The sequence below is a fragment of the Nocardia grenadensis NBRC 108939 genome, assembly GCF_001613445.1.
Taxonomy (GTDB): Bacteria; Actinomycetota; Actinomycetes; order Mycobacteriales; family Mycobacteriaceae; genus Nocardia; species Nocardia grenadensis.
In genome coordinates, this window is sequence record NZ_BDCJ01000019.1 from 45,311 (window position 1) to 58,294 (window position 12,984).

The 12,984-nt window shown below is 68.6% G+C and carries 10 protein-coding genes; 8 read left to right on the forward strand and 2 right to left on the reverse strand.

All coding sequences use genetic code 11. The features are described from left to right. The first annotated feature begins 195 nt into the window (after positions 1-195). From NGR01S_RS20190 to NGR01S_RS20210, 5 genes are all read left to right on the forward strand, one after another. The gene (locus tag NGR01S_RS20190; protein ID WP_063039098.1) at positions 196-831 is read left to right on the forward strand and encodes a hypothetical protein; all 636 of its coding nucleotides are present in this window, start codon (positions 196-198) and stop codon (positions 829-831) included. Positions 832-1,037: 206 nt separating this feature from the next. Further along, entirely contained in the window at positions 1,038-2,657 is a 1,620-nt protein-coding gene (locus tag NGR01S_RS20195; protein ID WP_063039101.1) for an acyl-CoA synthetase, read from the forward strand. Between the two features lie 169 nt (positions 2,658-2,826). Continuing rightward, positions 2,827-4,473 carry an acyl-CoA synthetase gene (locus tag NGR01S_RS20200; RefSeq protein WP_063039103.1) on the forward strand — a complete coding sequence of 549 codons (1,647 nt, stop codon included), beginning with the start codon at positions 2,827-2,829 and terminating at the stop codon, positions 4,471-4,473. Positions 4,474-4,538: 65 nt separating this feature from the next. Beyond that, positions 4,539-5,102 carry a hypothetical protein gene (locus tag NGR01S_RS20205; protein ID WP_245664682.1) on the forward strand — a complete coding sequence of 188 codons (564 nt, stop codon included), beginning with the start codon at positions 4,539-4,541 and terminating at the stop codon, positions 5,100-5,102. A gap of 185 nt (positions 5,103-5,287) precedes the next feature. Continuing rightward, entirely contained in the window at positions 5,288-6,730 is a 1,443-nt protein-coding gene (locus NGR01S_RS20210; RefSeq protein ID WP_063039105.1) for a PepSY-associated TM helix domain-containing protein, read from the forward strand. A gap of 61 nt (positions 6,731-6,791) precedes the next feature. Here the strand turns inward: NGR01S_RS20210 and galK are convergent, their stop codons facing one another. Continuing rightward, positions 6,792-7,937, reverse strand: a complete 1,146-nt coding sequence (gene galK, locus NGR01S_RS20215) for a galactokinase (RefSeq protein WP_084481476.1) — start codon at positions 7,935-7,937, stop codon at positions 6,792-6,794. 305 nt (positions 7,938-8,242) lie between these two features. Between galK and NGR01S_RS20220 the strand changes: the two genes are divergently transcribed. After that, positions 8,243-9,763 carry a GGDEF domain-containing protein gene (locus NGR01S_RS20220; RefSeq protein ID WP_063039107.1) on the forward strand — a complete coding sequence of 507 codons (1,521 nt, stop codon included), beginning with the start codon at positions 8,243-8,245 and terminating at the stop codon, positions 9,761-9,763. Positions 9,764-9,996: 233 nt separating this feature from the next. On the opposite strand, the gene NGR01S_RS20225 is transcribed toward NGR01S_RS20220, so the two are convergent. After that, positions 9,997-10,749 (reverse strand): DUF6319 family protein, encoded by a 753-nt coding sequence (locus tag NGR01S_RS20225; protein ID WP_063039109.1) that lies wholly within the window; start codon positions 10,747-10,749, stop codon positions 9,997-9,999. Between the two features lie 161 nt (positions 10,750-10,910). On the opposite strand from NGR01S_RS20225, the gene NGR01S_RS20230 reads away from it, so the two are divergent. Next, positions 10,911-11,726 (forward strand): nuclear transport factor 2 family protein, encoded by an 816-nt coding sequence (locus tag NGR01S_RS20230; RefSeq protein ID WP_063039112.1) that lies wholly within the window; start codon positions 10,911-10,913, stop codon positions 11,724-11,726. Between the two features lie 245 nt (positions 11,727-11,971). Further along, on the forward strand, positions 11,972-12,973 hold the full coding sequence (locus NGR01S_RS20235) for an AurF N-oxygenase family protein (protein WP_063039114.1): 1,002 nt from the start codon (positions 11,972-11,974) through the stop codon (positions 12,971-12,973). The last annotated feature ends 11 nt before the right edge of the window (positions 12,974-12,984 follow it).

A 12,984-nucleotide genomic window follows, 5' to 3' on the forward strand; every position in this document is an offset into this window, starting at 1 on the left:
CGGATACGAAACCGCGACCGACCGGCCGCGCGGCGGTCCTGGACAGCACCGGGACCTAGTGACAGTGTTTGTTCGATCGAACGATCGGTGCCACCGGATCCGCTCTTCCGCCGCGCCGGCACGAGTTCCACCACGCAGCACCCACACCGAGTCACTGAGCAGTACTCCGGACATCACCCTGCAAGGAGACTGGTTATGCGCATATCGGCCTTTACCCGTCGGCTCCTCACCTCTGCCGTGGGGACAGCCGCAGCCACCCTTCTGTTCACCGGGCACGCGACCGCCGAACCCGCCCAGGTCGATTGGACTTCGGCAACTCAGGCCCTGCACACCGCCGCGGCGGGCGATCCAGCCGCCGAGCAGGCAGTATCCCGGCTGCTCGGCGACCCGCGGGTTGCCACGGCCGCCCGTGATGCCGCCCTGCCCGCGCAGCCGTTCCAGATCCCGGCCGAATCCACTGTGGGCCGCGGCGGCGGCCCGGGAATGTACGGCTCGGGCCTGTCACTGAACGTCGACGGCTTCCGGTTCGCGTTCTTCGGCGGACCGGGCACGATCGCCCCGGATCAGACGGGCGCGCGGCTGGATGTCGTCTGGCTCAACCTCAACAACGGCCGCAGCGGTATCGAGCAGCTCACCGAGCATCGGGACATCATCGCCGACACCACGATCCGCACCCGGCCGATCGATCCGGGCCCGGGCCTGATCGTGGCCGCGGTGTACGGCAACCTGTGGCACCGCTGGCCGGTGCCGGTGAGCGCGGAGCACCCGGACGGGTTCCAGTACGTGCGCGGCGACATCACTTTCCCGTCGCTGGGCTCGGTCTACAACTGACCCGAGGCCGGCGGGCCGGTGCGGGCGGGCGTCGAATTGTCGACGCCCGCCCGCACCGGCCATCGCGGCGACCGCTCGCGGATGTCTTTTTTGTCCGGAGCGTACGGTGTGAGCGATTACACTTTCACTGCTACGGTGGCCACCGATATGCCGTTCGGAATCGCTAGGTCGAGTGCCGACGCGAGGATCTGTGGAGGTGTTCGAAGGTGAACCTGGCGCACACGCTGGAAGTCGTCAAGGCATACGGGCTGCTGCAGTCCAGCGGATTCATCGATCTGAGGAATCCGGGGGAAACGCTGCGAACGCTGAAGGATTCCAAGACCTACATCCCGCAGGCCACCCTGATCATGCACTCCGCGCGCATCGCGCCGGACGCACCCGGACTGGCCGACGAACGCGGTGAGCTGACCTACCGCGAACTGGATGAGCAGTCCACCAAGATCGCCCACGGACTGCGCGCCGCGGGAATCACCGAGGGGACCGTGATCGGCATCCTCGCCCGAGACCATCGCGGACTGATCCTCTCCATGGCCGCCGCGGGCAAGCTCGGCGTGAAGATCGCGCTGCTGAACACCGGTTTCGCCAAACCGCAGTTCGCCGAGGTGTGCGAACGGGAGCAGGTGAAGGCGGTTCTGCACGACAGCGAATTCCTCGGCCTGCTCGACGCGCTGCCCGCGGATATGCCCCGATTCCTCACCTGGGTCGACGAGGGCACCGAAATTCCCGAGGGCGCCCGGACACTGGACGATCTGATCGCCGAGAACGGCACCGAGGCGCTGCCGGTACCGGCCAAACCGGGTGGATTCATCATCCTTACCAGCGGTACCACCGGCCTGCCGAAGGGCGCGCCGCGGGAGAAGGCCAGCCCGGTGGCGACCGCGCAGTTCCTGGACCGGATGCCGTTCCCCAAGCGCGGCACCGTCGTCATCGTCTCGCCGATCTTCCACAGCACCGGTTTGGGTACCTACCTGGTGAGCATCGGTCTCACCAACAAGATCGTCATGCGGCGCCGGTTCGATGCCGAGGCCACGCTGAAGATGATCTCCGACCACAAGGCCGAACTGCTGGTCGCGGTACCGACCATGCTGCACCGGATGGTGGAACTGCCCGCCGAGGTCCGGGCGAAGTACGACATCTCCTCGCTGAAGGGGATCGTCCTGGCGGGTTCGGCGCTGTCACCGGAGCTGTGTGTCAAGGCGACCGAGGCATTCGGGCACGTGCTGTACAACCTCTACGGCTCCACCGAGGTCGCCATCGCCACGGTGGCCCAGCCGGCCGATCTGGCCAAGGCCCCCGGGACGGTCGGCCGCCCGCCGCTCACCTGCGATGTCCGCCTCTACGACGAGAACGACAAGGCCGTGACCGCCGAGAATGTCACCGCCCGGATCTTCGTCCGCAGCGGCGCGCCCTTCGAGGGCTACACCGACGGCCGGCACAAGCAGATCATCGACGGCTACATGTCCAGCGGCGACGTCGGCCATTTCACCGAGGACGGCCTGCTCATGGTGGACGGCCGCGACGACGACATGATCGTATCCGGCGGGGAGAACGTGTTCCCGCAGGAGGTCGAGAACCTGCTGCTCGAGCGTGACGATATCTTCGACGCCGCGGTGGTCGGCGTGGACGACGTGGAGTTCGGGAAGCGACTGCGCGCGTTCATCGTCCCCGAACCCGGGCACACCCCGGACGAGACCGAGATCAAGACCTACGTCAAGGAGAACCTGGCCCGGTACAAGGTGCCGCGCGAGGTCGTCTTCCTCGAAGATCTGCCCCGCAACCCGACCGGCAAACTGCTGCGCCGGGTGCTGGTGGAATACGAGGTCTGACATCTCTTCTGGTCGGGAAACCGGGAATTCTCACAGTAGTATCCCGGTTTCCCTACTGTCCGAGACAATGACCTGGCGGTCCCCGCGACGGTTGCTAGGGTTGGCGGTGCACAGGAGTTCGAGGAGGTAGCCGCCGTTCCCGGCGGTACACCGCGGAAGGTTGTCGCCGATGACATTGTCGCTGCCCGGCCCCGTTCGCAGAGCCGGCGATATCGCTTTGGCCGTGAACGTCATGCGCAAACGCGGCCTCTTCGATCCATTGCGGCTCGACCACGCCCTCCGGTCGATGAGCAATGCGACCAAGTACGGCCCGTTCGCCGGTGTGGTCATGCACGCCGTGCAGACCCGCCCCGACTCCCCGGCCATCGTGGACGAGTCCGGCGAACTCACCTTCCGCGAACTCGACGACCGCTCGAACGCCTTCGCCCGCGGCCTCACCGAACGCGGACTGCGGCCCGGCGATGTGGTCGCCGTCCTGGCCCGCGACCACCGCGGCATGGTGCTGAGTATGCTCACCGCCGGCAAACTCGGCCTGCGCGCGGTCCTGATGAACACCGGCTTCGCCAAACCGCAGTTCGCCGATGTGGCCGAACGCGAGAAGATCAAAGCCGTACTGCACGACAGCGAGTTCTTCGACCTGATGAGCGCCATCCCCGCCGAGATCCCGCGCATCCTCACCTGGGTGGACGAATCCGATGATGCCGACCCGGCGATCCCGACGGTCGAATCCGTCTCGGCGGGACAGTCCACCGCACCCCTGGCGGCCCCCGACAAACCGGGTGGGACGGTCATCCTCACCAGCGGCACCACCGGCACACCCAAGGGCGCCCCGCGCGACAAGGTCAGCCCGTTCATCACCGCCCAGTTCATCGACCGGGTGCCGCTGCCGACCGACGGCACCATGGTGATGGCCGCGCCCATCTTCCACGGCACCGGACTGTCCCAGTTCTCCCTCGGCCTGGCGCTGGGCAACCGGGTCGTGTTCCAGCAGCGCCGGTTCGACCCCGAACTCACCCTGGCCAATATCGCCCGGTACCGGGCGGATTCACTGGTCGTGGTGCCCACCATGCTGCAACGCATCCTGGACCAGCCGAAAGAGGTACTCGATCGCTACGACGTCTCGTCGCTGCGGGTGATCTTCGCGGCGGGCTCGGCCATCCAGCCCGATGTGGTGGTGCGTACGGGCGAACACTTCGGCGAGGTGCTGTACAACCTGTACGGCTCCACCGAATGCGCGGTGATCACCGTGGCCACGCCGCAGGAACTGAAGAAATCGCCGGCCACCGCGGGCCGGGCGCCGGTCGGGGTGCGGATCGCCCTCTACGACGAGAACCGCAAGCGGATCACCGCGCCGAATGTCACCGGCACGATCTTCATCGACAACCCGCACGCCTTCAAGGCCTACACCGACGGACGTACCAAGGAGACCGTCGACGGCATGATGTCCAGCGGCGATGTCGGGCATCTCGACTCCGACGGTCTGCTGTTCATCGATGGCCGCGACGACGACATGATCGTCTCCGGTGGCGAGAACGTGTTCCCGCAGGAGGTGGAACACCTCATCGCCGAACGGCCCGATGTACTCGAGGCCGCGGTGGTCGGCGTGGACGATCGGGAGTTCGGCAAACGGCTGCGCGCCGTGGTGGTCCCGGGGCCGGATTCGGCACGCGACGCCGAGGAGATCAAGGACTACGTCAAGGCGAATCTGGCCCGCTACAAGGTCCCGCGCGAAGTGGTGTTCCTCGACGAATTGCCACGCAACGCCACCGGGAAACTGCTGCGGAAACCACTGATGGAACTGGAACCCGGCAGCTGAATCCCGGAGCCACTCCGGATATCGGCTGCGCCGCAGGCAGGGCGGGGGTCCGATATCATCCTCTGGTGCGTATCAGGTTCGGTTCCACTTATGTGGTGGACCAGCTCGGCGCCGCCCGCGTCCGCGGTGCGGCGGCCGGCCTGATCTCGGGGGCCGTCTCGGTGGCCGCGCACGGCTGGGCAGACCGGACGAGTTCGCCCGACGGGACCGCGGTCGTCCTGCTGGCGCTGACGGCGGCGGCGGTCGGTGCCCTGGTCACCGGATTGCGCCCGCTGCGCACCGGCACCACCGGACTCGCCGCGGCGCTGACGGCCGGGCAACTGCTCGGCCATCTGAGCCTCGGTTGGAGTTCCGGCCATCTGCACCACGGTGACCTCCAGCCGAACCCCACCATGCTCACGGCGCACTTCGTCGTCGCCTGCGCCGCGGCGGTGGTCGTGCGCGGCGCCGAATTCGCCTACCGGGTCATGGCGACCGCCCTCGCGCGCCTGGTGCCGGTCGCGCCCCGGCCACCGGTACTCCCGGATCCACCCCCGCTGCGTCTACTGCACCGCGACCGGGTCGTCGCGTGGATCCTCGCGGCCGAGACGGGCCGCACCCGGGCACCGCCTCGGGCTGTGCCGATCTGATCTTCCACCCGGCCGTCCCGGCCGGGCGCCGACTGCCGCTGCGGTGATCTCCGCACGCACCCGCGCCCATGGCCCCGGCCGGTTCTCTCAGCGCGGCGACCCGAGTTCTCGGTGCGCGCCGCGTCCCCGCGCACCCGTCTACCTCCGGCCGGGTGCCGGGCCGGCACAGGACGCAGGTAACACCGATGAGTACCACCGAGGTCCCCGCGGCGCCCGCGGGCACCGCTACGGCGACCGATTCACCCCGGCCGGGAAGAGGCGCGTTCCGCGCGCTCGCGCTGCGGCTGCATTTCTACGCAGGCCTCTTCGTGGGGCCCTTTCTCCTGATCGCGGCGATGACCGGCGGCCTCTACGCCGTCGCGCCGAGTATCGAATCCTTCGTGAACCGGGATCTGCTGACGGTGGATTCCCGTGGCCCCGAGCGACCGCTGGCCGACCAGGTGACCGCCGGAACCGCGGTCCGGCCGCATCTCACACCGGTGGCGGTCGCACCCGCGCCGGCACCGGGTGAGACCACCCGGGTGCTGTTCAGCGATCCCACCCTCGGCGAATCCGAGCGGCGCGCCGTCTTCGTCGATCCGGTGACCGCGCGGCCGGTGGGCGAATCGGTGGTGTACGGCAGTTCCGGTGCGCTGCCCTTCCGGGCGTGGGTGTCCCAGATGCACCGCCATCTGCATCTCGGCGAACCCGGCCGGTTGTACTCCGAACTGGCGGCCTCCTGGCTGTGGCTGATCGCGCTCGCCGGGCTCGCCCTGTGGATCCGGCGGGTACGCAGCCGGCGGCAGCGTAACGCGGCGCGGTGGCTGTTCGTCCCGAACCGCGCGATCACACGGGAACGCCGGTTGAACTGGCATGCGGTGGTCGGGGTGTGGATTCTCCCGGCGGTGCTGCTGCTCTCGGCCACCGGACTCACCTGGTCGACCTATGCCGGCGCCAATATCGAGGCACTCCGGGAGAACCTCGGCTGGACCACACCTGTCGTCGCGACCGCGCTGCCCGGGTCGGCGGCGCCGGCCGATACCGGGCACGGCGATCATCACGGCGGTCACCCGGCCGGGCATTCGGTGCCGGCGGATCGGATCCAGCAATTGGATCGGGTCCTCGCCGCGGCACGCCAGGCCGGAGTCACCCGTCCCGCCGAGATCACGATCCCGGCGACCGACGGCACCGCGTTCGCGGTGAAGGAGCGGCGGCTGTCGGGCACACTCACCGCCGATGCCGCGGCCGTCGACGGGGCCACCGGCACCGTCACCGATCGGCTCCCCTACTCCGACTGGCCGTTCATGGCCAAGATGGCCAACTGGGGCATCCAGCTCCATATGGGCCTGATGTTCGGCGTGCTCAACCAGTTGTTGCTGCTGGCAGCGGCGATCGGGCTGATCACGGTGATCGTGCGCGGATACCTCATGTGGTGGCGGCGCCGGCCCGCCGCCCCGGGCCGCACCTTCGCGGTGGGTAGGCCACCGCGCCGCGGGGCATTGCGCCGGTCGGCGGTCCTGGCGGTGCCGGTGCTCGCCGCGGCCGCACTGATCGGCTGGTTCGCTCCGGTGTTCGGCCTGAGCCTGCTGGCCTTCCTCCTGGTCGACATCCTCGTCGGCGCGCTGCGCCGCGCACGTCCGGCGGCCTGAGCAAGAAGGTTCGGTGCCGTGATCGCCGCGGTGCCGAACCTTCTCGACCGGCCGAACCTCCTCAACCCACCGGGCCGGCGCCCGGACCGGCCACGGCCTCGATGGCCCGCGCGTCGGGAAAGCCCATGCTCGCGAGACGTTCCCGGACCGCCTGCTCGACCCGGCCGGCGGCAGCGGTATCGACCAGGGCGATAATGCTGCCCCCGAAACCACCCCCGACCATCCGCGACCCGTGGGCACCGGCCGCGCGAGCGGCGTCCACCGCCGCGTCCAGCACCGCGGTGGACACCTCGAAATCGTCTCGCAGCGAGTCGTGTCCCGCATCGAGCAGCGGACCGATTTCACGCGGGTCGGCTCCCGAGCGCAGCAGTTCCGCCACCGCGCGCACCCGGTCGTTCTCGCGGAGTACATGTCGCGCCCGCCGGTACAGCACCGGATCGGTGAGACCGGACAGTTGCCCGGCGTCGGCGATATCGCGCAGCGACGCGACCCCGAGAGCCGCCGCCGCGGCGGCGCATTCGGCACGACGGGCGCCGTACCCGCCGGCCGCGTGCTCATGGGTCTGCCCCGTATCGATGACCAGTAGCCGCAGGCCGGTGGCCGCGAGATCGAACGGAATCCGTTCGAAACCACCCGAATCGGAGGCACCGAAGGCACGTACATCCAGGTACAGGGCGTGTCCCGCGGTGCACAGGATGGATGCCGCCTGATCCAGGATGCCGGTGGGCGCACCCACGTAGTCGTTCTCGGCGGCCCGGGCGATATCGATCAGTTCCCGGTCGCCGACCTCCGGCGCGCACAGATCGCGCACCGCCACCGCGGCGGCACAGCACAGCGCCGCCGACGAGGACAGCCCGGCCCCGGCCGGGACGGCGCCGTCGAAATCCAGTTCCACACCTTCGATCCCGTGGCCGCGGCGCCCGAACTCCGCGACCACGCCGAGCGGGTACCGTGCCCAGCCCGGCAGCAGGTCCCGCTCGGTGGCCAGCGCCGCGGCCGGGAGCCGCACCGATTCACCCGGCCGCTGGCGTGAGCCCACCCGGACCAGATCATCGGCGTGCCGGGCACCTTCGCAGGTGACCACCAGGGGTATCGCTATCGGCAACACCAAGCCGTCGTTGTAGTCGGTGTGCTCGCCGATCAGGTTGACCCGGCCCGGCGCCGACCATCGACGACGCCCGCCGGTGCTCTCCTCGCATTCGGTCACCGGACTACCGTACGAGCCGCCCGCCGCTGCCCGAGAACCGCCGCGCCGCCACCATCGAGACACCTGTTACGACGTTGTTGTGCCAAGAGAGCGACAAATTCGACACTGCGTGTCATCATCGGATCCATAGTCCAGGTTTGGTGGGCCGCACGCACTGCGGACGGCTCGGACATCCCCTCGTACAGGAACACTCGGTTTGCGTCAGCCGCCGCTCGATGGACAGGTAGAGCACGACAGACAGATAAGGACCCAGGCCTGCGACGCGGCTCGATTTCACCGGGAATGGAGCGATCAAAGGGGGGCTGATGATCATCAGCGAACCGCAGGGAGCAGGGCAGCACGGTATCCACCGGATACGTTATGGCGCAGCGTTTTCCGTGTTGGTGGGCGCGCCGCTCCTGGTGCATCCGATACTCGGGTCCCGTCCGCTGTCGGTAGCGGTCACCTTGTTCGCGGCGGCCGGCACCGTCGGCATGATCTGCTTCGGCCTACGCCGGCATCGTCCGTCACATCCTCTGCCGTGGTATCTGCTGGCCGGGGCCACACTCCCCTTCGCGACCGGAACCGTGCTGCGGGAACTGACCGGCTACGCGTCCACCCCTCTGGACGAGATCTGCACGCTGGCCGGTTACCTGGGTTCCGGTCTGGCGGCGCTGATGTGGTTGCGGCCACGGCAGGCGCGGGCCCATCCCGATGTCGTCCTGGACTCGGGGCTGATCGGGCTCGGCGCGCTATTGGCGTCCTGGATCTTCCTCATCGCACCCGTGCTGCACTCCGAGACCCCGGACACGAACACGATCACGGCGGTGGCCCTACCGGTCTGCGATGCGCTACTGCTCACCCTGCTGGCACATTCGTTGGCCACCTCGAGCCGCTCGGAAACCTCGCTCCGCCTGTTGCACACGGCCCTCGCGGGAGTGCTGGCGACCGATCTCGGGTACCGACTGGTCGCGGCAGGGACCCTGAACACGGCACCGGAAGTACTGATCCTCCCCCTGATCGGCGCGTATCTGGCGGCCGGGGCGGCGGCCCTGCACCCGACCATGACGACGCTGGGCGCGCCGCGCACCATCCGTATCCACCATTCCCGTCAGCGTGCCAGCGTTATCGCCGTCGCCCTGGTGCTCTCCTCCCTGGTGCCGGTGGCCCGAGCCCCGCTGAGCCCGCTCGACCAGGTCATCGTGTCCTCGGTACTCGCCCTGCTGCTCATCGGATTGCTCATCCGCAGCGAACGCGCGATCGGCCACAGCGCCCGCAGCGAACGCCGCGCCCAGTACCAGGCCGACCACGATCCACTCACCGGATTGCTCAACCGTTCCGCGCTGCTGCGGGTACTGCATCGTGAGCACCGGGACTGGGCCGAACGCGCGCTCTGTCTGCTCTTCATCGATCTCGACGAGTTCAAGGCGATCAACGACAGTTACGGGCACACCGTCGGCGACGAGTTGATCGCCGAGGCAGCCACCCGGATCCGCTCCACCGTGCGCCGCGACGATGTGGTGGCCCGTTACGGCGGGGACGAATTCGTCGTCCTTGCTCCGCTGGAGCGGATGGAAGCGACCAAAATGGCCGAACGCCTGCTGGGTGTGTTCATGAAGCCGTTCCAGCTCAGCACCGGCGAAGTACCGCTGACAGCCAGTATCGGGCTGGCCTGCGGCGGCCCCCGCGATATCGACGCCAGCATCTACGACCTCATCCGCGACGCGGACGCTGCCATGTACCAGGCGAAACGGCGCGGATTCGGCTACATGTTCCACGACTCGATCCGGTACACCCCGCCCGAATCGAGCCGCCGCGGCTGGCGACCGCGGGAAACAGCGGTGTGATCTGCCCGCCTCCGGCGCCGCGGGGCGAGCCCGCCCGGCCGCGAACGCAGTTCGTCGGAACAAGCAGTGCAGTGCCGACTGTCGTGTGCCTCGACAGAACCGGGTAGGCCACAGCACTTGTCCGTCCCAACGGCCGCCGGTCTATGGACGGTCGGCCGCATCCGCCCCGGAGACCGAGCGGACCCCGCCCGCGGAGGTGGCTCCGGAGACGGGTCCGTATCGGCGGATGCGGATCAGTCGGTCAGTTCTTCCAAAAGTTTGCGCGCCTGCTCGAGTTCGGCCTGGAGCTGCTGGACCTTGGCTTCCTGAGCGCCCCGCACCGATTCCAGCAGACCGTCCACCACCTCGGACACCTCCGGCGGCAGGAGTTTCGCCGCCTGCGCCACGGCGGTACCGGTGACCGGGACCGCCCGCGCGGTCCGCTTCTTACCCGCGGTGACGTCCACAGTCCACTCACCGTCGCCGGTGCCGTTGATGGTGACGGTGACCTCCGGCGCCTTGGCCTTGCGCGCGGCCGGCGCCTTGGCAGCCTTGGCAGCGGCCGAGGTCCGCGGCGCCCCGGCCGGCTTCGACTCGGCGGCAGCACTCTTCGCCGGGGCGGGCGCCGGTTTCCGATCCGCGGCCGAGGGGGCGGGGGTGGACGGGGACGCGGCGGGAGTCACGGGCGGTTCCTTCTTCTCGGGGGCGGGTGGGGGCGCGGGTGGCGCGGCGGCCGGCTTGTCACGCTGGGGTTTTACCATCGTGACCTCGGTGGGGCCGAAGGACAGGACATCCTTGGACCCGGTGGGCCGGATCTGCAGGAAGTCACCGTCGGCGGGATCGCCGAGCGAGACCACCTTGCCCGACCGGCCTTCGGTGACCCCCACCGCCGCGGCGGTGAACCAGACCATCGGCGGGCGCCCCGCTTCGATCTCCGCGGCGATCTGCTCGAGGTCGTTGTCGGACAGAGGTTTCGGCTTCGTGCTCGATGTTGTTCGCGACGGCATGGGGTACTCCGGACAATCTCACTTGTTCGTCGAATAGCTGCGTGCACAGATGATGCCGCACCGCACCGACATTTTCACAAGCAGGCAGGTTACGTCACTCGGCCACCCATAGAACGTGTTCTATTGTGGGAACGAATTCCGGCCATCCGAAGGGAGTCACCGTGCCGCTGGAACCGACCGCCGCGGATCTGCGCGAGGCCGTTCTCGCGTCTCCGCGCGCCGTAGCGGCCCACGACCGGGCCGCCTGGGTGGGCCTGTTCGCCGCCGGTGCGGTGGTCAATGATCCGGTCGGCTCGGACCCGCACACCGGGTACGACGCGATCGCCCGGTTCTACGACACCTTCATCGCACCCAACGACATCGTGTTCGACGTGGCACACGATTTCGCCGGTCCGGCGACCGTGTTGCGCGATCTCACCATCACCATCACGATGTCGACCGGCGCCCGGGTCCGGGTACCCATGCATCTGCGCTACGAGGTGGTCGAACAGGACGGCACCCTGCGGATCGGATATCTCGCCGCGTACTGGGAACTGGTGCCCATGGTCGGGCAACTCATGGGCACCGGACCGAAGGGATGGCGGGCCGGCACCCGGCTCGGCGGCCTGCTGCTGCGTAATCAAGGCGTGCCCGGCCTGACGGGTATGGCGCGGGCGTGCACCGGTATCGGTGCCACCGGGAAACGGATCGCGCACCGGTTGTGCGCGGCGGCGGCCGCGGGTGATACCGCGACGGTCACCGCACTGACCGGCGACCGCGACACGGTGCGGTTGTGGTCGGGTGAGTCGATCGGCAGCGCGGAGTTGGCCGTACGAGCGCGCGGCCTGCGACAGGGCAAAACGCTGGCGGCGGGTCGTTCGGTCACGATCAGCGCCGATCTGCCCACCGGACCGGCGCTGCTGATCCTGGACTTCCACCCCACCCGGGACCGGATCGAGACGCTGCGAGTACATACGAACACTGTCGCCGCGCAATAGCCGCCCGATGCCGTCGCCCGGTCGGCACACCGCCTCGTGGCCCCGGCGCACACCCGCACGCACCCCCGCGTGACCGGGAGATATGACCTGAAGCGCGGCTTTCGCGCACACCATCGTCACTCCTGCGCCCTCATCACCACAGGGCACGATTGCGCCCCGGCTCTACACGCTCTATTTACTGAGACGCTGAGTCCCGGTAAATTCATCCATAGAGAGATGTACGCCATACGCACGAGGAGGCACCGATGACGCCGTCGACTCTGCCGCGGGCTCCCAAGCTGGACACCCGGTACCGCGAGACGCTGGAAACACTGTCGGAAGGCTCGGTGCACCGCCGGTTCGATCCGTATCTGGACATCGATTGGGATGCGCCCGAACTCGCCCTCGACCGCGACGATCCGCGCTGGATCCTCTCCCCCGACTACGACCCGCTCGGCGCCACCCGCTGGTACCGGGAACTACCGCCGGCGAAACAGATCGAGATCGGCCGCTGGCGGATCGCCAACGCCATCAAGGTCGGCGCAGCCTTCGAAACCGTACTCATCCGCGGGATGATGCAGTACATCGCGAAACTGCCCAACGGGTCGCCGGAGTTCCGCTACTGCCTGCACGAGATGACCGAAGAGTGCAACCACATCCAGATGTTCCAGGAACTGGTGAACCGCATCGGCGACGATGTCCCCGGCATGCGGCCGATCTTCCGGGCGCTCTCCCCGTTCATCGGGGTGGCCGGAGGCTACGCGCATGTGGTGCTGTTCCTGGGCATCCTGGGCGGCGAGGAGCCGATCGACCACTACCAGAAGGCGATGATCCGCAACGGCGCGAACCTACCGCCGCTGGTGGTCCGGACGATGGAGATCCATATCGCCGAGGAGGCGCGCCACATCTCCTTCGCGGGCGAATTCCTGCGCGCGCATATCGCGAAACTCGGCCCGGTCTCGACAGCGCTGTGCGGGCTGTCCTTCCCGCTGGCGCTGCGCTGGCTGGCCGGCGAGATCATGGCGCCGCCGCCGGAGTTCGCCCGCCGCTTCGACGTGCCACGCGAGGTGATCGAGGAGGCGTTCTGGCGTAGCCCGCACTCGCGGAAGATCCTGTCCGGCTACTTCGGCGATATGCGTGCCCTCGCCGACGAGCTCGGTCTGATGAACCCGGTCACCGCGCGGCTGTGGCGGGCACTCGGAATCGACGGCGACCGCTCGCGCTACCGCAGCGAACCTGAACGCCGGGTTCGGGCCTCGGTGGCCTGACCCGGGACGGC